Here is a 20,309-nt window from a genome sequence, read left to right on the forward strand (position 1 = left end):
TTATCTCCTATGGAATAGCCAGAATGGCTATAGATAAGTGTGAGTTATGAGTGGAGTTTGAGTGAGAAAATCGGACTAGAAAGCTGCCGCGAAGCGGCTTAGTTCAACAGTTAATTCTACGACACGATGTCGCATATCCAATTTAACTTTTTTACCACATTCAATAGTAAAAAAGCTTTTATTTCAATACCTTATACAAGCAGCACTAATTCATGACTTATAGAATGCGACTCAGAGTCGTGTTTCATAGATTTCATTGCTTAATATCATCAATGAATTCAACACGTTAGAGAATTCTTTCTGGATATGCGTCAGCATGTCGTATATCCAGAAGTAATTGACTTTCATACCCTTGCTAAATACTGTTTTTATATACAGCAAGGAAGCATCATGAAAGATATACCAAAACCCATTCCAGAAAAGCCAATTCGCTTTATTGATCAACTTCGTTTCTTTATCAGAAAACGTGGCCTAGCCTATAAAACTGAACAAACCTACATAACCTGGACCTTAAAGTACATTCGTTTCCATAACCGCCAACATCCTGCCCGCCTTAATGAAGCTCACATAGAAATGTACTTAGATCATTTAGCACTCCAACTTCGTGTCGCACCGAATACGCAAAGAACTGCGTTGAATGCTCTGGTATTTCTGTATAGAGAGTTTATGGGCAGAAGTATGGAGAATTTGAACTATCAATACACCCGGCCAAAACGTCGGTTACCCACGGTATTTTCACGTGAGGAGGCGTTAAGCGTTATTGATAATCTGGAAGGCTCTTATAAATTAATGGCGCAGCTGATGTACGGCAGTGGTCTTCGTATTTCAGAGTGTTTACGTCTTCGAGTAAAAGATCTCGATTTTGGTATGAAAACCTTGATTGTCAGAGAAGGTAAAGGAGGAAAAGATCGAACTACTCTCCTACCTGAGGTTTTATACGATGCTCTGAATGATCAAATTGAGAAGGTCAGGCTATTACATGGTGAAGATTTAACAGCAGGTTTCGGAGACGTTTACATGCCGAATAGATTGAGCATTAAATACCCTAGCGGCGCTAAATCCCTTGAATGGCAGTATCTTTTTCCAGCGAATAATCGCTCTAAAGATCCCAGATCCGATAGGATGAGAAGACACCATGTAATTGATCGAACAGTGCAAAGACGAGTTAAACAAGCCATCATCAAAGCAGGCATTCATAAACACGCAAATTGCCATACATTTCGCCACAGTTTTGCAACCTCACTGTTACAGCAAGGTTATGACATTAGAACCATCCAGCAACTTCTGGGACATGCAAGTTTAGAAACCACAGAAATCTATACACACGTAGTTAATCAAGGGGCTTATGGCGTAGTAAGTCCTCTACAAAGATAACTCATAACTTGTATTTTCAAGACACAAAAAACCCCAGCCGAAGCCAGGGTTTCTTTAAAGCAATAACTAATTAATTTCTTTCGAAATTACTTAGCTGCTTTGAACTTCAAGCGGTAAGCGTGAAGTAGAGGCTCGGTGTAACCGCTTGGCTGCTCTTTACCTTTGAAGATAAGGTCAGAAGCTGCCTGGAATGCGATACCGTCGAAGTTAGGCGCCATGTTGATGTACGCTGGGTCACCAGCATTCTGACCATCAACGACTGCAGCCATACGCTTCAAGCTTTCTTCAACTTGCTCTTGAGTACAAACACCGTGCTCTAACCAGTTAGCAACGTGCTGAGAAGAGATACGCAGAGTTGCACGGTCTTCCATCAAGCCAACGTTGTTGATGTCAGGTACTTTAGAACAACCAACACCTTGGTCAACCCAACGAACAACGTAACCCAGGATACCCTGACAGTTGTTGTCAATTTCGTTTTGGATTTGCTCAGGTGTCAACGCCTTAACTTCTTCCTCGGTCATTAGAGGAATCGTTAGGATGTCGTCTACGTTTGCGTGCTCGCGAGACTTAAGCTCGTTCTGAACAGCAAATACGTCAACCATGTGATAGTGAATCGCGTGAAGCGTCGCAGCCGTTGGAGACGGAGTCCAAGCAGTGTTAGCACCTGCTTTAGGATGGCCGATTTTCTGCTCCATCATCATGCCCATTTCATCAGGGATAGGCCACATACCTTTACCGATTTGAGCACGACCTTGAAGTGCAGTTTCAAGACCAGTATCTACGTTCCAGTCTTCGTATGCGTTGATCCAAGTTTGCTGCTTCATCACAGTCTTAGGAACGAACGGACCAGCCAACATAGAAGTGTGAATCTCGTCACCAGTACGGTCTAGGAAACCAGTGTTGATGAATACAACACGGTCTTTCGCAGCACGGATACACTCTTTCAAGTTAACGGTAGTACGACGCTCTTCGTCCATGATACCCATTTTCATGGTGAACTCAGGAAGACCTAGCGCCTTCTCAACACGACCGAACAGCTCGTTAGAGAACGCAACTTCTTCAGGGCCATGCATCTTAGGCTTAACGATGTTTACAGAACCAGTGGTTGAGTTCTTGAATGGGCTGTTGCCTTTCAAGTCATGGATCGCAATCAAGGTAGTAACCATGCCGTCCATGATGCCTTCTGGGATTTCAGAACCATCTTCAAGAAGGATCGCAGGGTTAGTCATCAAGTGACCAACGTTACGAACGAATAGCATTGAACGACCTTTCAAAGAGAAAGTGTTGCCGTCAAGGCCAGTGAACTCACGATCCGGGTTCATAACACGAGTGAACGTCTTGCCGCCTTTAGAAACTTCTTCAGCAAGGTCACCTTTCATTAGACCTAACCAGTTACCATACGTGATCACTTTATCTTCAGCGTCAACAGCAGCAACAGAGTCTTCACAGTCCATGATGGTAGTCAATGCAGATTCCATCACTACGTCTTTAACGCCAGCAGCGTCAGTAGAACCAACAGGACTGTTTGCATCAAATTGAATTTCTAGGTGTAGACCGTTGTTTTTAAGAAGGATAGACGTTGGCGCTGTAACATCACCAGTGTAACCCACTAGCTTCTCTTCTTCTTTCAGGCCTGAAGTAGAACCGTCAGCCAAAGTAACAACCAACTTACCAGCTTCGATTGCGTACTTGGTAGAACCAACGTGTGAACCGTTCGCTAGAGGAGCTGCAGTGTCTAGAACGCCACGAGCGTAAGCGATAACTTTGTCACCACGTACTTTGTTATAACCTTTACCTTTCTCAGCACCGTCTTCTTCAGAGATAACAGTGGTGCCGTATAGAGCATCGTATAGAGAACCCCAACGAGCGTTAGATGCATTCAATGCGAAACGCGCGTTCATTACAGGTACTACAAGCTGAGGACCCGCCATTTCAGCAATTTCAGGTTCAACGTTTGCAGTCGTTGCGTCGAAGTCTTCACCCGCTTCTACAAGGTAACCGATCTCTTGTAGGAACGCTTTGTATTCAGCGAAGTTAAGAGGCTGACCTTTACGCTCAGTGTGGTATGCGTCGATTTTCGCTTGAAGATCATCACGCTTTGCTAGAAGTGCTTTATTCTTTGGAGCCAATTCGTTAGCAATTGCACTGAACTCTGCCCAGAATTTTTCTTGGTCAACGCCAGTTCCTGGAATCGCTTTTTCGTTTACGAAATCATAAAGCTCTTTAGCGACTTGAAGGCCGCCAACCTGGATACGATCAGTCATGTTTCCCTATACCTTTAGAGTTAATTCGATGAACCGCGCAGAACGGAATCTTTATTCACACACACGATTAAATCGTCATCTGTGTCAAAAAAGCATCGTTTTAAGTAGTAATGAAATATTTTGAATTCAAAACCACGGAAAAATGGTGCGGCGTATTCTACGTGATTTTTTCAGCTTTTTCATGTGTTGTTTGAGATCAATTCGCCGCTTAATCAAGTATGATAGGCCTCTGAACCACAATTTCGCAGTAGGTAAGCTCGTTTTGACAGATACTTCCCCACAAACACCGACCTCTGAAACACTTCGATACGGTCATCAAGATACCTCTTATAAAGCAGCCGGTGAATTTGAAGGCATCAAACAACTGGTTGACCACTTTTACGATGCCATGGAAACCCTACCGGAAGCCAAAACCATTCGTGAAATGCATCCAGTAGATTTGACAGAATCCCGTGACAAGCTGACACGTTTTCTATGCGGTTGGCTAGGCGGGCCAAAACTATTCAGTGAAAAATACGGGTCTATTCGAATTCCGGTCGCGCATCGCCATCTAGAAATCGGCCCTGCAGAGCGTGATGCCTGGTTGCTTTGCATGAAAGTCGCTGCCGACAAACAAGACTATGCCAAAGACTTTAAAGACTATCTCTTAAAGCAACTGTACGTCCCTGCAGAGCGCAGCAGGAATCGAGACTGATTCCTGCGTTTCTTACAGCACTCATCAAAGCACTTCTTAGAACTCTTTTTAAAGTACGTCTTAAAACACATCTTAAAGCACTTCTCAAAACACCCCTTAAAACTTAAGCAAAGCACGTTTCACTCCCCCAACCTCCAAGCGTTTTTACCATAAATTCGTGTCTCTGAGCACAAACACCAAAATTTTTTAGAGTAAACATTCTACTTAACATTCAATAAGTTAGGGATTATTAGGGATTATTAATTAGGTTTTTAAGCCTCCCTCCACCACCATCACCCTCATCGCAAAAACACGACCTCAACTCACAAACAGGTCTCCGGCTTTTGCACACAAATACCTGATTTGTTTTGACGTCAGAACAAGGGCTGACTGGCAAAGCAAATCTTTCATTTTTTGATTAATAAAGGAACGTCGGGAATGGTAAAACAACCTAAAAATAACCTATCTCAAGTTTTTACCGCGTTAAGACAAAAGCGAGTAAACAGCAAACAGAACACAAAACTAAAACTGTTTGCAGCATTAGGGCTACCTATGGTGGCTTTGTTTGGCTGCTCAGACGACTCATCCAGCTCAGGCGGTTCGGATGGCGTTGTTGAAGAAACATTTGTTCCTTATGAAGTCTCTGCCTTACCGATGCCAAATGACGGTTATGGTTATGACTACGATGGCACCATCTCACTTCCAAGCGAGCGAACCATTGATCAACCGTCAGCAGAAGAATTTGAGAAATACTACCAAAGCTATGAGACATCGGTAGGTGCCTTAGATGGCTGGGGCATGTCAAACGTCATCAAGGTGCCTATTGCCAACCGCAATACTGAAGAGCGCTACCCGCTTGATCAGAACTCGTTGAAAAACAACGTCATGCTGATCAAAGAAGACGGGACGAATCAAGCAAATGAGCCCGTCGAGATCGAAGTCATTTCTACCGGAAGCGAGATCGAAATCAAACCATTAGCTGCTTTGGATGATGAAAGCGTTTACTTCATTGCCGTCAGCGACCGAGTTTTAACGCAAGACGGACTGCCACTAGAAGCAGACAGTAACTTCACACGCATTCGCGTAGCTGATGCAAACGAGCTACCTGAAAAAGAACAAGCTATTCAGCAACAAATTTTGGCCGCTGAGAACGCCTTTAATACGGCAGGAGGTGTCGGCAGCCTGGTTTATGCAACGCAGTTCACCACACAAAGTGTGCACCCGATCCTGCAAGCCATGCGCAATAACATCAGCGAATCCACCGTTCAAATGGTAGGTGCAAGCTACGGAGAACTGCAAAATTTATCCGACAGCAAAACCAAATACGACACCTACAGCACGACGCTAAAATTACCTTCCTATGTTCCCTTTGTGGATTCTCTGGATGGAGAAGACGACAACGGAGTTAAAGAAAGCTGCAACATTGATCCTTACGATCCAATCCCGAATTGTCCAGATCTCTATAAATGGATGCAATCCAGCGACGGAGAGCATCTGACAAAAGACAACCCAATGCCAGCTGAAGTTGCGTCTATTGAAGTCCCTGTTCTCATATATTCTCCCGCAAATTGGGCAGGAGAGCCTTTGCCTGTCGCCATGTTTGTTCACGGCATCACAGGTAAAAAAGAAAATGCCAGCACTATGGCAAAAGACTTTGCCAAGAAAGGTTACTTGGTGGTCGCCATTGACCAAATCTATCACGGTGAGCGTGCGCTAAAAGCAGAGAATAAAGATGCAGAAGGTAATGACATTATCATCAGTGCTGCAACTGACAGCTCATACTTTGTGAACATTACATCGCCATTAACACTGCGCAGCAATCTACATCAGGCCATTATTGATCAGTTGAGTTTGCGCTATGCACTTGAAAATACAGAATGGGCGAACACTAGTGATTATGGTGTGCATTTAATTGGCCAATCATTAGGCGGCATTATGTCTGTTATGGTCGGCGAGCAATCTCAGGATTTTGGTGAAGGTAACGAAGGATTTGCCTTTGAAACTGTTAACTACGTGGTTCCGGGTCAAGGCTTAACCGGCATTATGTTGGAATCCAATCATCTGGGTGAAGAAACCAAGCATAAGATCAAGAAATCACCGGACGTTCAGCGCGGCATTGCAGAAAGCGTCATACCTGAGCAATGTACCACCGAATCTACCAACGAAGAATGCATTACCGCATTGAATGAGTTTGTTGAAGTCGAGCAAAATGCCGAACTGGTCGCCATGCTGGAAGATGAAATCTACAGCCTGATTCTGCCTGGTTTAATCCAAGGCGTACAAACCACCATCGACAGTGGTGACCCAGCAAACCACACGCAACAACAGCGTGAAAATCAACAACTCACCTCTCTGATTCAAGCTAAAGGTACGTGTGGCGACGATGGCTGCCAAGTAGGCGAGTACATGCCAGACTTCGTAATCCCCAATAGCAGCCCTAACAATCCATTGGTCGGGACGGAACCACTTATTAAAGCGCTAGGCCTGACAAAGATTGTTCCTGAAACACAGACAGATAATGAAAACATTGCCGCGCCAGCGGGTGAACCAGGCATACGTGGTTACATTAATGCCACGGTTGGCGGCCACGGGACTTATCTATTCCCATACGAAGGTCCTATGGATGAAAACGGAGCCCCATCCATCCCAACAGGTGACACCATGGATCACGTATGGAGCGCAACGGATACTCAACAATCTGCAGTAGCTGAAATGGTCGATAGCCACGGTCAAAACGTCATTATCAAAGATCCAACCACAGTTGAGGGAGGTGAATAATCATGAACAAATTTAAGTTATCACTGGGTTATTTCTCAATCTCCAGCGCTATGCTACTGGCGTCACAACAAGGTATGGCCGCAGGCTTTCAGTTGAACGCCCAATCCGCCACCGGTTTGGGCCGCGCCTTCGCGGGGGATGCAATCATCGCGGATAACGCTTCGGTCATATCAAGAAATGCGGCGGCCATGTCGCTATTTGATAGCGCTGAAGTATCATTCGGTGGTGTCTATATTGATTCCAGCGTAGATGTGCCTGAAGCCACCTACACGCCTATCTCAGGAAATTCAGTAGAAACCAGTGCGGAAGATATCGGCGGAAGCTCTATTATCCCCAATTTCTACTATGTACAGCCGTTGGAAGGTACGAACTGGACCGTAGGCGCTGCGGCTTACTCAAACTTCGGTACCGATGTGAGTTTTGACAGTGATTTCATGGCCCCTGAATTTGGCGGAGACACCAGCTTAAGCAGCGTTAACCTGGGTTTTTCCGCCGCCTATCGTATCAATGATCAACTCAGCGTGGGTGCAGGTCTGGACATCATTCACGGCTCTGGTGAGATCTACCGGGGTGATGGCTTACTGGATATCGAAGCCGATGGTGAAGCACTTGGTTTTAACGTTGGCCTGGCGTATGAATTCGATGAGAACAACCGCATCGGTCTGTCTTACCGGTTCAGCCCGGAGCTAGAAGCCAATGGCGACGTTAACATGGGTGGAGACACTGCCGATAGCGTTAACATTCCACTTCCAGACATGATCGAGCTGTCTGGTTACCACAGACTGCAACCTGAGTTTGCCCTACACTACAGCTTGCAATACGTGCGCTGGTCGGAGTTTGATGCCCTAACGTCCGACGGTTTGGATTCCAGCATTAAGGAATACCAATGGCAAGATGCAGGACATGTCTCCGTGGGTGGTACCTACTATATAGACCCTAAATGGGAACTTAGAGCAGGCTACATGTACGACATGGCACCAACGGATGAACTGACGTCGCTGTCCATTCCGGATTCAGATCGTCATTGGATTTCTGCCGGGGTAAGCTATCTTCCGACAGAAAATTCTACGATTGATTTGGGTGTGAGCTATATTGTGGGTGAAGACGGTGACATCAATGAAACCATGGAAATCATAGATGGCGCTCCGGCACACATGCGAGCCACTACAGAGGTTTCTGCTACCACCGTTGGTTTACAGTACAGCTATAAGTTCTAACCACTAGATTCTAATCGTACAAAAATCGAATTTATAGAAGGTTAAAACGTGCCCGTGATGCGAGTTGCGGGCACAAACACACTGTTTGGATCACTGAAAACCACAACACCTTTCAAAGCGCCTTCTGGTGAAGTCAACAAAGTCATGCTGGTATATGGCTGCTCTCCAAAGGTTCGATTCGGGGTTTTGATTTTTTCCGCATCATACACCGCCAAACTGCCCTTCATTTCGACATCAATGTCCATTTCTACAGGCACTAAAAGAATTCGATCAAAGAGTTTTATGTATAGCGCCTTGGTATCGATCTTGTATCGTTCCTCGCCCTTTTCCAGCCGAGTCTTAGACAGGTAAACACCACCTTCACACATAGCGAAGGAATTGGATTTCGGAAAAGTGATTTCAAACTCGCAGGAATATGAATCCCAGGCAACCCACGAAACAAAGGTCGCCATCACCAGAGAAAACACAATAACGGCAGAGAGTAATTTATTAATCATTTGATAATCTCCCCGTCTTCTGAATACGCTTTGACTCTTCCCTCTTTATCTATCAACACCAGCCAGGCACTCTTTTTAGACAAACTTGTTTTCAACGAGCTTTCTTTCAAGGAACCTTCTTTCAACAAGCTCAACTGCTTAAGTGCTTTTCGCTCGCTGATTTCTGACCAACACATTTGATCTACTGATACCGCAAGCCCCAGCTCTTTTTGTTCTTCTTCGCTCAGGCTTCTGCATTGTGTGAAATGGTATGCCCAGTTGAGATAAAGAGCGGCACCCAATGAAAGGCAAATCAAAAACACCAACAATCCAATTTTTAGATAGTGCTGTCTGGAAGAGGCTCTTTGATCAAACTCTGAAGCTTGATCCACCTTCTCCCAATCCAACTCGTCTTCAGCAGGATTTTGAAGTTCTTGTAAGGCAGTTCGTTCTTCCGGAGACAGGAGCTCTTCTTTAGAAGAAATCCCTCGTTCTGAATTAACCTCAGCAGAGTCATTCGATGACGCCTCGCCGATGGAAACCGCACTCACCTCTGGCGCTAATGCCAAACGATAGCCGACGCCCTTTGCGGTAATGATTTCAATATCGGTCTCGCTGACTAATTTAAGAAGCTTTCTCAGCTTGGCAATCGTAACACTGATGGCACTTTCGCTGATCACAGGTCGCTGCCAAACCTGTTCTGTGATGGTGTTTTTATCAACCACATCAGGCGCCTTGTTAAGCAACAAGCGTAGCAGCTCGTTTTCTTTATGCCCAAGCGTATGTTTGCTTCCATCAGCAGCAGTGATTTCAGCCTTGATCAGATTAATGCTGCCACCAGAAGCAAATGAGAAAATATCCATAAGACCCTTGCTGAAGTTTTCCTCTGAAGTTCTAAAGAGCTCCAGATCCATTTAATTATTATTAGCGTTCTTCAAACATCAAAATTTCGAAAAAGTTCATTTCGTGAACCTATTCTTCAATAACACACTCACTAGCGAGGTTAAGCATCTTCAACTTTGAAGCCGTCACTAAACAAAAAATAGAGGCCACGATAATCGAAGGCAGAATGGTGATTAGAATGTGCTGCGTACCTATCCACCAATGCACTGTTACTAAAAAAACAGCCACCGCAATCGCTGTAATAAAAGATGGAAGAACGACTTTTAACCAGCCCGACACCTTGATTGTTTGGTAAAGAAACGTCACAGCAATAACAATAGATAATGTAAGAAAGAAGCTCGAAACTCCTTGAGCGAACGCTGAATTAAGCCCGTCAGACCACTCATCACCAGAGTTAATATAATAGGCCCAACTGCCATAGATAAAACACGCAAGCAGCGCAGAAATAAGCTTGTACTGAAGACTGGTCTGTTTCATTTGAATTTTTATTCTGTTTAACAACCGATTAATAAAACTGCCCAAGATTACATCACAAATAATCTAGCTGCACCAATGAGTTGCAATGGACGCACTACAAGAATGCATATTCCCAACAAGCCGGTAAAATTTGTCTATAATCACTTCAATATATCAATCTCATTGCAACAATTCTTCTGATATACTGTTGCGCGCAAACAAAAAGACGTAAAGAAAGAAAAGGCTCTATGAGAATGGAATGGCCACAAGCCGTTCATCTATTGAGCTCCCTGATTTCTCAGCCATAAGCAATTCAGGACGAAGAATGACAAACGAAAATTCGAAAATCATATATACAAAAACGGATGAAGCTCCGGCTCTCGCAACTTACTCCCTTCTACCAATTATCCAAGCGTTTACTCAAGCCGCTGGTGTTAAAGTAGAAACGAGAGACATCTCTCTAGCAGGACGCATCATCGCAGCCTTCCCCGAAAATCTTACCAAAGACCAAATTCAAAGCGACGATCTAGCAGAATTAGGCGAGTTAGCAAAAACACCAGACGCTAACATTATTAAGTTGCCTAATATCTCTGCTTCAATTCCGCAGTTGATCGCAGCTATTAAAGAACTTCAAGCACAAGGCTATGACATTCCTGATTATCCGAAAGAAGTGGAATCAGAGTCAGAGAAAGAAACCCAGGCACGCTACAAAAAAATCCTTGGTAGTGCGGTAAACCCGGTATTACGTGAAGGTAATTCAGACCGTCGCGTTGCTGCGCCTGTTAAGCAATACGCTAAGACTCACCCTCACTCAATGGGTGCTTGGAGTGCAGATTCAAAATCACACGTTGCGCACATGGATGCAGATGACTTCTACGGAAGTGAGCAGTCTGTCATCATGCCTGCAGAAGACGATGTAAAAATTGAATTCGTCGCTCAAGACGGTTCCGTGAAGGTTCTTAAAGAGTCAACGCCACTACAAGCTGGCGAAGTGATTGACTCTTCACGTATGAGCGCCAAAGCGTTGCGTGCGTTCTACGAGAAAGAAATCGACGCTGCGAAAGAAGAAGGCGTTCTTTTATCACTTCACTTGAAAGCAACCATGATGAAAGTTTCAGACCCTGTGATGTTTGGTCACGCGGTATCTGTTTACTACAAAGACGTGTTTGCTAAATACGCTGAGCTGTTTGATGACTTGGGTGTTGATCCAAGCAACGGCATTGGCGATGTGTACGCAAAAATCAAAGACTTGTCTTCCGAAAAGCAGAAGGCAATCAAAGCAGACATCAAAGCGGTTTATAAGGTTCGCCCTGAGCTTGCAATGGTTGATTCAGACCGTGGCATCACCAACCTTCACGTTCCGAATGACGTAATCGTTGATGCCTCTATGCCTGCATGTATTCGCTCATCTGGTCGTATGTGGGGCCCAGACGGTGGTCTGCAAGACACGAAAGCAATGATTCCTGATCGTTGTTATTCGCGCATTTTTGAAGAAACCATTCAATTCTGTAAAGAAAACGGTGCTTTCAACGTTCAAACCATGGGTAACGTATCTAACGTTGGTTTGATGGCTCAGAAAGCGGAAGAATACGGTTCACACGATAAGACCTTCATTCTTGAAGAAGCCGGTCAAATCCGTGTTGTAAATAAAGCCGGTGAAACCTTGATGTCCCACGACGTTGAACAAGGTGACATCTGGCGTATGTGTCAGACTAAAGACGCTCCGATTCAAGATTGGGTGAAGTTAGCGGTTAACCGTGCGAAAGCAACCGGCCAGCCTGCGATCTTCTGGTTAGATGAAAACCGTGCACACGACGCAAACCTAATCAAGCTGGTTAACCAATACCTGCAAGACCACGACACCAACGGTCTGGACATTCAAATCAAGTCACCGGTTGAAGCCATTCGCTACACTCTTCAACGCGTTAAAGATGGTGAAGACACGATCTCCGTAACAGGTAACGTACTTCGTGACTATCTGACAGACTTGTTCCCTATTCTTGAGCTGGGCACCAGTGCCAAGATGCTTTCTATCGTTCCTCTTCTTGCAGGCGGTGGCTTGTACGAAACAGGTGCGGGTGGTTCAGCACCTAAACACGCGCAACAATTGGCGGAAGAAGGTCACCTTCGTTGGGATTCCTTGGGTGAATTCCTGGCCCTTGCTGTATCACTGGAAGACCTTGGTCGTAAAACCGGTAACCAGAAAGCCGTCGTTCTAGCTGAAACGCTAACGAATGCAACCAGCCACTTCCTTGAGCGTGACAAATCACCTCAGCGTGAAGTTGGTGGTCTGGATAACCGTGGCAGTCATTTCTACCTTTGCTTGTATTGGGCTCAAGAACTTGCTCGCCAAGAGAATGACTCTGAGCTGAAAGCTGTGTTTGAAGAAATGAAAGAAAAGCTGACTGATGACCGTGAAGACATCGTTCAGGAATTCAGTAAAGCACAAGGCAAATCGGTTGAACTTTACGGCTACTATCATCCAGATGATTATGTAGCGGCTAAAGTGATGCGTCCAAGCCCTAGCTTTAATAAGATCATCAACGCGATGATTAACAGCTAATCTGTTATTTCAGATGTGCTTTTAAGAAGTAAACAAAGCCGGCTTAGTTGCCGGCTTTTTTATGTCGCCTACGGCTAAATTGCGCCTTGAGAAGTAAAGGCAAGCCTACAAAAATTAGTCTTCTTTATTCTCCCAGGTAATGCCGATTCTCTTAAAATAGCTATCCACAAAATCTGCCACGTTTATCTTCTGAAGCCCTTCGTTAAATATCTTGAGAAGCCTTTCCCCTTACTCTGTCTTCTGGAAGCAAATATACAGCTTTTTATTCTCTAGCAATTGCGAGTTCATCTGAACGTCGTTCCGATAGAACCGCAAAGATTCGTCAGTCAGCAATAAATAATCAAAAACAAAAGGATCGATCACGGCGAGCGGAATCCGCTTCCCCGCAACTTTACGAATATTCTGCGCATCACTGGTTACTTCCTGGGCTGGCTGATTACCTTCAGCAATGGCGGTATCCAACGCTTGTGTATTGACGTAATCCCGAACCACACCCAGAGAGTATGCTTGTAAATCTTCAAGACGCTGCCATTCAACAGGATTACTGACATGCTCTATGAGCCCAAGCGGGCTGTCTCCGATCTCATTACTGAAATACAGCGTGTCCGCCAACTTTGGCGAATAATATTCCGGGAAATAACCGGCGTAGCGGCTGTTTTTATTAGTGCCGTTATAGACAGCACGTGACCATGGGTAAAAGTCGACAATCAACTCATAGCCCATATGTTTGAACGCTTGCTTGGCAAGCGCAATAGAAGCACCGCCATCAGGTAACTGTTCCCCTGAATATGGCGGCCACTCTAAAGACGTAAGATGAACGAGTTTCTCATTGGAATCAGTGGTTTTAGTGTCAGAATTCACAAACCCAGAGAACAAAAGCACGCCAACAAACAGCGTATAGAAAACAGCGTTGCTTCTGATCATAAGCTTGCACTCCACTTCAACTCCTAAAACAGCTCATCCATGCGTTTAGGTTTTCAAGTATGTACAAGTCGCTAAAAACTACAACATTTTAATGCGACTGCGATCATCCAGAGAAAAAGCAGCAATCAAAGAATATTGTAAGAAAGGCAAGCAGGTAGTTAGGTAATCACGAATAAACGCCTGTAGGTCTTCCAGAAAGTCTTCGGACAGTTCTCCACGAAATGCCGGCAAGACCACCGTCACTCGGTGTTTACCTTCCTGTGTTTTGGTTTCATCGGTTACTACAATGGTCAAGCTGGCCTCTTCGGCCTTCCATTCAAATAAACAGAACATGGAAGAATCCAACACAGTGTCGTTAAACATGGAAAAGGCTTTATCAGCACATTGAACAACCGCGCTCTTAAATGCATCAAACCCTTCATCTTGAATTACCAAGGTATGCTGCTGTTGTTCGTTCTCAAGTTGATCAATTGTCCAGTTCACAAAAACTCCTGTGCATATCACTGTCTATAAAATCGTGTAGTAAAAGTCATATTGAATACAGCGAGGCCCTTTAGCTAACACGATCAGTTAGTCATTCGAAATCAAACGCGGAGTGTACTAATAATTGTCAAAAATTGCTTGTGAATGTCTGGAACAAACTAAAGAAACCGCTAAAAGCGGATAAATAGAAACCAAGATCCCAAAAGGCAGAAGAGAACGAAAGCCAGCCTAGTAGGTAGAAGACTCACACTACTTAGCAAGCAAACGCTGATACACTTCAAAAATGGTCGGATCTACTTCATTACTAAAGCAGCGGGTATGAACAAACTCACCATCTTTTTCATAGATACTTGAATTAAAAATAATGTGTTTGATGCCGTTTTTTCCCTTCACCTTATAGGGGTAGTTTTCCAACGTAGACATAGAGTTCAGAAAAAACATCAGCTGTTGAAGACTCCCCTCATCCACCTCAAACTCCGACACATGATGACCAATATATTCATCACGTTGATAACCAAGCGTCTCTAATTCCTGAGCATTGGCATAAATGATATAGCCATTGTTATCGACACAATGAATACCTACATTGGCATTTCCAACAAGAGCTTCGAAGTCTTCAAACTGAGCCATTACCTAGTTTCCCAAAAAGCAGAATTAAGGAACCTCCGAACCATAAAGTGATCAGATATAAGGTAATAGTAGTTCATATTCCATGGCGGTTACCTGTCGTTCAAACAAACGAACCTCAGACCATTTGCAGGTCTGATACATATCGACAAACTCTTCACCAAACCAATCCGTCACCCGAGGATCTGCCGCCATCGCTCGCAATGCGTCTCGTTGATTATCTGCAATATGGGCATGGGACTGATCATAGGCATTTCCCGTGACTGCTTCAGGCGGGGTCATGCTTTTCCGGATGCCTTCTACGGTACCCGCCAACACGGTCGTCACAGCCAAATATGGGTTGGTATCGGCACCCGAAATACGATGTTCAATACGGGTAGATTCTTTACCGCCAGACGGAATGCGAATAGCAACCGTACGGTTATCCAGCCCCCAAGTTTTAGAGGTTGGAGCAAAGGCTTCCGGCGCTAAACGACGATAGCTGTTCACGTTGGGGCACAACAATGCTTGCGTTGAATCCGCCATATCTAACAGTCCAGCAACCGCATTCTGCAATAGCGTATTCGTTGTGGGATCATAGGCCGCAAAGACATTGTTTCCATCCGCATCCATCAAGCTCAAATGAATATGAAGGCCATTTCCAGACTCTTCTATGTATGGCTTGGCCATGAAAGATGCTTGCATCCCGTATTTCTTCGCCACACATGAAATCACGCGTTTCAATAGCACGGCCTGATCTGTCGCTGCCAGAATGTCTTCGCCGTAATTTAGATTCACTTCAAATTGGCCCGGCGCATATTCAGCAATCACAGTATCAGCAGGAATGTTTTGAATCTGTGCCGTGGCGATGACATCACGAATAAAGAAGTCATAATCGTCCAAATCATCCACCGAATAGACTTGTTTAGAGCTCATCCGACGATCCGTGCCAGGAATTAAAGGCGGCTGCACCTGACCTTTTTCATTGGTTTGAGGATCAATCAGATAAAACTCAAGTTCCAACGCAATACCTGGCGTATAACCTAGCTCTTCAAAACGTTTCACCGCGTTCACTAGCACTTGCCTTGGATCGGCAAAAAACGGCGTGCCATCCGTTTCATACATAGAACACAATACTTGAGCGCGATCTCCGGTTTCATGCCACGGCACAATACATAAGGTATTTGGTACGGGGAAACAAAGCCGATCGCAATCGCCTACATCCATGCCCAAACCGCTCTCTTCTACAGTGGTTCCGGTAGCATCCAAGGCCATTACAGAGCCCGGAAGATAAAAGCCTTTTTCATACACTTTGGATAACAGACTTCGCTCAATGCGTTTTCCGCGAATTACACCGTTAAGATCCGCAATGAGCAATTCAATCGTTTCAACCTCTGGATGCTTTAATAGAAACTCCATCGCTTCATCGGATGCAGATGACGCGCCCTCTTGTAGAACCGTCTGTGCACTTTCCTGAAAATCTTCTTGTGAACCTTCTTGAGAACGACTCATTACATCTAACCCCATTCAGTGAGTTGTGCTTATACACTTTAAAGCCTTTACGTAATGGCTTATGCCCTTACGCTTCTGAAATATTCTGACTCAGTAGAAATTATGGCAAGCCAGAGACCTCTGATTTATGCCAAACCACCCATACACAAATACTTCACTTCCAAGTACTCGTCCAAACCATACTTACTGCCTTCACGACCCATGCCCGATTCTTTCATACCACCAAAAGGCGCAAGCTCTGTCGAGATAATGCCTTCATTAATACCGATCATGCCGTAATCCAACGCAGTAGCCACTTGCCATACTCGTGCTATGTTTTGGCTATAAAAATAGGCAGCCAATCCATAAGGCGTGCTGTTCGCAATCTCAATAGCCTCTTGATCCGTACTGAACTTAAAGATTGGACAAACAGGGCCAAAGATTTCTTCCTGAGCGATGGACATCTCTTGATTCAACTCAGTCAGTACGGTTGGTTGATAGAAAGAGCCGCCTAATGGATGAGGCTTACCACCAGTAAGAACATGCGCGCCCTTCTCCACTGCATCACTTACTAAGCTTTGAACCTTATCGACTGCCGCTTGATTGATGAGCGGGCCTTGTTGAACACCGTCATCCATACCATTGCCAACGACCATTGCCGCAGACCGTTCCGCCAAACGTTGTGCGAATTCATCATAAACATCTTCATGAACAATAAAGCGATTCGCACAGACACAGGTTTGACCGGTATTTCGATATTTGGATGCCATGGCACCCTCAATGGCTTTGTCCATGTCCGCATCGTCAAACACAATAAACGGCGCATTGCCTCCCAGCTCCATCGACACACGTTTCACCGTATCGGCACTTTGTTTCAGCAACAGCTTGCCAACCCCTGTCGACCCAGTGAAGGAAATCTTACGAATAAGAGGATGTGTACTCAGTACTTCGCCAACCTCTTTTCCTTGAGATGCCGTCACAACATTAAACACACCACTTGGCATGCCTGCCTGCTCCGCCAATTCAGCTAACGCCAAAGCCGTTAATGGCGTCGCTTCGGCAGGTTTGACCACCACAGTACAACCTGCGGCGATGGCCGGAGCACATTTACGAGTAATCATCGCTAACGGGAAATTCCAAGGCGTAATGGCACTGCATACACCCACGGGTTGCTTCTGAACCAGAATTTTTCGGTCAGCGAAGGGCGCGGGGATCAAATCGCCATACGCTCGCTTCGCTTCTTCGGAGAACCACTCCACAAAAGACGCACCATAATTGACCTCACCCACCGACTCCGCCAATGGCTTGCCACATTCTTTTGTCATTAACTCGGCAATGGCTTGCTGATGATCAATGATCAGGTCAAACCACTTTCTCAAAATTTGGCTTCTCTGTTTCACTGTGGTTTGAGACCAGCCTTGAAACGCCTGATGCGCTTTTAAAACGGCCTGTTCAGTATCTTGAGCACCGCAATCTGGTACCTCAGCTATCACTTCCCCCGACGCAGGATTCAGCACCTGATAACGTTTGCCTGAAATCGCTTGCGTCCAGCAACCATCAACATAACAAGCCTCTTTAAATAGCAAATCGTGATCTTGAGAAGTTGGCACGGTAATGGCTCCTATAACGGGTTAATCAAGCTAGAGATGTTCAATTATTCAGTTCATTTTTAGATGATTTGTACAGAATTTTGAACTACATTTGTAAAATATTTTGCAAAAAAGCGTTTGAAATATTTTATATCACTGTAGTATAAGTTAAACAATCCTTAAACAAAGATAAGCATTTAAGGGTTACAAAAATCATACGTCTGAGACCAAGTAAAAGCGTTGTGAGCGCAGGTTAGACAAGCGCGTTAGTTTTTACACAGTCTCGAATTGAGGCTTTATGAGTGACTATAAAAACGATCAAAAATTAAAACCGTTAGTGGGCGTTGTCAGTGATGTTCAAATCATTGGCCCACATATGTTTCATACCTCGGGCGACAAATACCTTCGTGCGCTCTCCCAAGCAGCTGACGTCATTCCCGTCATCATTCCTTGTCTTCAAGATGATCAAGATATCAAACAGTGGACTCAACGCCTCGATGGTGTTTTTCTGACTGGTGCCTACTCTATGGTCGATCCGAAACACTATGGCGAAGACAAAATCGATAAGCCGTACGATTACGATTCACAACGCGATGCATTAAGTTTCCAGTTGATTCGTTCCATCATTGAAGCAAACCTGCCTTTACTGGGAGTTTGTCGAGGTCTTCAAGACATCAACGTCACCATGGGCGGTTCTTTGTATCAAGCCGTTCAGGAAGTCCCGGGTAACAACGATCATCGTGAAGATAAAGAGCAGCCGTTAGAGGTGCAATACAGTGACGTCCACAACGTCAATGTCACTCAAAATGGTTTGCTGCATAAGATTACCGGCCGTACGCAGATCAAAGTTAATTCCCTTCACTCACAAGGCATTCATCAGGTTGGTGAAGGGTTAACCGTCGAAGCAAGAGCCGATGATAATTTAGTCGAAGCAATCAGTATTGATCAGATGAAGTTCGGGCTTGCAGTGCAATGGCATCCTGAATGGAAAGTAGCTGAGAACCCAATTCAACGAACGATTTTTGAAGCCTTTGGCAAAGCGTGCCGCGCACAGTAGCCAATAAGAGGTATAAAGAGTACTCGCATGAAAAACATAACGAAGTGGCTTAACGACAATAAAATAACAGAAGTTGAGTGTATTACCTCGGATCAAACGGGAATCGCCCGAGGAAAGATCATGCCAACGTCGAAGTTCATTGCAGAAGGCGGTATTCGTCTGCCGGAAAGCGTATTATTACAAACCGCAACCGGTGACTACCCAGACGAAGAGCTCTATTACAGCCTACTCGACCCCGCTGACATCGACATGGTATTGAAGCCCGATGAAAACGCCATGTTTACTGTACCTTGGGCACAGGAACCTTCCGCTCAGGCTATCCATGATTGTTATGACGCCATGGGCAATCTGATTGAGCTGGCGCCTCGTGCGGTGCTGAAAAAAGTCCTTTCTTTATATAGCGCCAAAGGCTGGCAACCGATTGTTGCGCCAGAAGTTGAGTTCTATCTGACAAAACGTTGTACCGATCCAGACTTACCACTCGAACCACCGGTGGGTCGTTCCGGTCGTCAAGAAAGCGGACGCCAATCTTTCAGCATTGATGCCGCAAACGAATTCGACCCGATCATTGAAGACATCTATGACTGGTGTGAAGACATGGGGCTCGACATTGATACCGTGATTCATGAAGAAGGTGCGGCACAATTAGAGTTTAACTTCCGACACGGCGATGCACTCAAACTTGCGGATCAGGTCTTTGTCTTTAAACGCACCGTCCGCGAAGCGGCATTGAAGCATAAGATAGGCGCCACCTTTATGGCCAAACCTATCTCCGGTGAACCAGGCAGCTCAATGCACATTCACCAATCGCTGACTGACCTTAAAACCGGTAACAACCTCTTCTCTAATTCTGACGGCTCCGCATCTACTCTCTTCTTAAATTACATCGCCGGTCTTCAAACCTACATTCCACAGATGATGCCGATCTTCGCGCCAAACGTGAACAGCTATCGACGCTACCTTCCGGGAGCGGATGGCAATGCGCCAGTAAACATTGATTGGGGTGAAGAAAACCGAACGGTTGGGTTACGCGTGCCTTCGGCAGCGCCCAATGCGCGACGCGTGGAGAATCGTTTACCGGGTGCCGACACCAACCCGTATCTGGTATTGGCAGGCAACCTTCTGTGCGGTTACCTAGGCATCGTGAATGACCTAAAACCAAGAAAACCGGTGCAAGGTCGTTCAGGCAACGAAGCAGACGACAGCATGCCATTTAACTTGGAAGCAGCACTGGATGCGATGGACGAATGTCAGGAAATCCGCGAAATACTCGGCGACCAATTCGTCGATGGTTTCATCGGTACTCGTCGCGCCGAATACGAAGGCTTTAAGCGAGTGATCAGTTCTTGGGAACGTGAGTACCTGTTAAGTGCAGTGTGATGAGTTTTTAAACTCAGCACATCGCTCCCCGAACCGAAATAAACATAACAATTCATAAACCGAGCAGTGAGTTAA

At 45.2% G+C, this 20,309-nt stretch carries 16 protein-coding genes; 7 read left to right on the forward strand and 9 right to left on the reverse strand.

All coding sequences use genetic code 11. The annotated features are described in order from the left end of the window. Positions 1-390: 390 nt before the first annotated feature. Entirely contained in the window at positions 391-1,374 is a 984-nt protein-coding gene (locus tag ACFOEK_RS01775) for an integron integrase (protein ID WP_386715274.1), read from the forward strand. 86 nt (positions 1,375-1,460) lie between these two features. Here the strand turns inward: ACFOEK_RS01775 and ACFOEK_RS01780 are convergent, their stop codons facing one another. Beyond that, complete coding sequence (locus ACFOEK_RS01780) at positions 1,461-3,638, reverse strand: malate synthase G (protein ID WP_386715277.1); 2,178 nt, start codon at positions 3,636-3,638, stop codon at positions 1,461-1,463. A 262-nt stretch (positions 3,639-3,900) separates the two neighbouring features. Between ACFOEK_RS01780 and ACFOEK_RS01785 the strand changes: the two genes are divergently transcribed. The 3 genes from ACFOEK_RS01785 (at position 3,901) to ACFOEK_RS01795 (ending at position 8,306) form a co-directional block, all read left to right on the forward strand. After that, entirely contained in the window at positions 3,901-4,332 is a 432-nt protein-coding gene (locus ACFOEK_RS01785) for a group II truncated hemoglobin (RefSeq protein ID WP_386715280.1), read from the forward strand. A 417-nt stretch (positions 4,333-4,749) separates the two neighbouring features. Then, positions 4,750-7,089 (forward strand): hypothetical protein, encoded by a 2,340-nt coding sequence (locus ACFOEK_RS01790; protein ID WP_386715283.1) that lies wholly within the window; start codon positions 4,750-4,752, stop codon positions 7,087-7,089. Between the two features lie 2 nt (positions 7,090-7,091). Continuing rightward, positions 7,092-8,306 (forward strand): outer membrane protein transport protein, encoded by a 1,215-nt coding sequence (locus ACFOEK_RS01795; RefSeq protein ID WP_386715286.1) that lies wholly within the window; start codon positions 7,092-7,094, stop codon positions 8,304-8,306. Between the two features lie 41 nt (positions 8,307-8,347). Here ACFOEK_RS01795 and ACFOEK_RS01800 read toward each other — a convergent pair whose 3' ends face one another. The 3 genes from ACFOEK_RS01800 to ACFOEK_RS01810 all read right to left on the reverse strand — a co-directional run bounded on the left by ACFOEK_RS01800 (position 8,348) and on the right by ACFOEK_RS01810 (position 10,162). Further along, positions 8,348-8,803: a hypothetical protein gene (locus ACFOEK_RS01800; protein WP_386715289.1), complete on the reverse strand. Its 456-nt coding sequence runs from the start codon at positions 8,801-8,803 to the stop codon at positions 8,348-8,350. After that, positions 8,800-9,645, reverse strand: coding sequence for a winged helix-turn-helix domain-containing protein (locus tag ACFOEK_RS01805; protein WP_386715292.1), 846 nt, complete (start codon positions 9,643-9,645; stop codon positions 8,800-8,802). The genes ACFOEK_RS01800 and ACFOEK_RS01805 overlap by 4 nt, the downstream gene beginning before the upstream one ends. Before the next feature lie 109 nt (positions 9,646-9,754). After that, positions 9,755-10,162 carry a hypothetical protein gene (locus ACFOEK_RS01810; protein WP_386715295.1) on the reverse strand — a complete coding sequence of 136 codons (408 nt, stop codon included), beginning with the start codon at positions 10,160-10,162 and terminating at the stop codon, positions 9,755-9,757. A gap of 304 nt (positions 10,163-10,466) precedes the next feature. Here ACFOEK_RS01810 and ACFOEK_RS01815 point away from each other — a divergent pair, with 304 nt between their 5' ends. After that, positions 10,467-12,704 (forward strand): NADP-dependent isocitrate dehydrogenase, encoded by a 2,238-nt coding sequence (locus ACFOEK_RS01815; protein ID WP_386715298.1) that lies wholly within the window; start codon positions 10,467-10,469, stop codon positions 12,702-12,704. Positions 12,705-12,932: 228 nt separating this feature from the next. Here ACFOEK_RS01815 and ACFOEK_RS01820 read toward each other — a convergent pair whose 3' ends face one another. The 5 genes from ACFOEK_RS01820 to ACFOEK_RS01840 form a co-directional block, all read right to left on the reverse strand. Beyond that, a complete protein-coding gene (locus ACFOEK_RS01820; protein WP_386715301.1) occupies positions 12,933-13,628 on the reverse strand; it encodes a substrate-binding periplasmic protein in 696 nt (231 codons plus the stop codon). A gap of 78 nt (positions 13,629-13,706) precedes the next feature. After that, positions 13,707-14,111, reverse strand: a complete 405-nt coding sequence (locus ACFOEK_RS01825) for a hypothetical protein (RefSeq protein ID WP_386715304.1) — start codon at positions 14,109-14,111, stop codon at positions 13,707-13,709. Positions 14,112-14,360: 249 nt separating this feature from the next. Next, complete coding sequence (locus tag ACFOEK_RS01830; protein ID WP_386715307.1) at positions 14,361-14,741, reverse strand: PAS domain-containing protein; 381 nt, start codon at positions 14,739-14,741, stop codon at positions 14,361-14,363. Between the two features lie 51 nt (positions 14,742-14,792). After that, entirely contained in the window at positions 14,793-16,229 is a 1,437-nt protein-coding gene (locus ACFOEK_RS01835) for a glutamine synthetase family protein (RefSeq protein WP_386715310.1), read from the reverse strand. Between the two features lie 125 nt (positions 16,230-16,354). Then, positions 16,355-17,818 carry an NAD-dependent succinate-semialdehyde dehydrogenase gene (locus tag ACFOEK_RS01840; RefSeq protein WP_386715313.1) on the reverse strand — a complete coding sequence of 488 codons (1,464 nt, stop codon included), beginning with the start codon at positions 17,816-17,818 and terminating at the stop codon, positions 16,355-16,357. A gap of 277 nt (positions 17,819-18,095) precedes the next feature. Between ACFOEK_RS01840 and ACFOEK_RS01845 the strand changes: the two genes are divergently transcribed. Together ACFOEK_RS01845 and ACFOEK_RS01850 are read left to right on the forward strand one after the other, a co-directional pair. Further along, positions 18,096-18,854: a gamma-glutamyl-gamma-aminobutyrate hydrolase family protein gene (locus tag ACFOEK_RS01845; RefSeq protein WP_386715316.1), complete on the forward strand. Its 759-nt coding sequence runs from the start codon at positions 18,096-18,098 to the stop codon at positions 18,852-18,854. Positions 18,855-18,881: 27 nt separating this feature from the next. Further along, complete coding sequence (locus ACFOEK_RS01850) at positions 18,882-20,234, forward strand: glutamine synthetase family protein (RefSeq protein ID WP_386715319.1); 1,353 nt, start codon at positions 18,882-18,884, stop codon at positions 20,232-20,234. Positions 20,235-20,309 lie beyond the last annotated feature (75 nt).

Source organism: Litoribrevibacter euphylliae (assembly GCF_042646085.1).
Taxonomy (GTDB): Bacteria; Pseudomonadota; Gammaproteobacteria; order Pseudomonadales; family Litoribrevibacteraceae; genus Litoribrevibacter; species Litoribrevibacter euphylliae.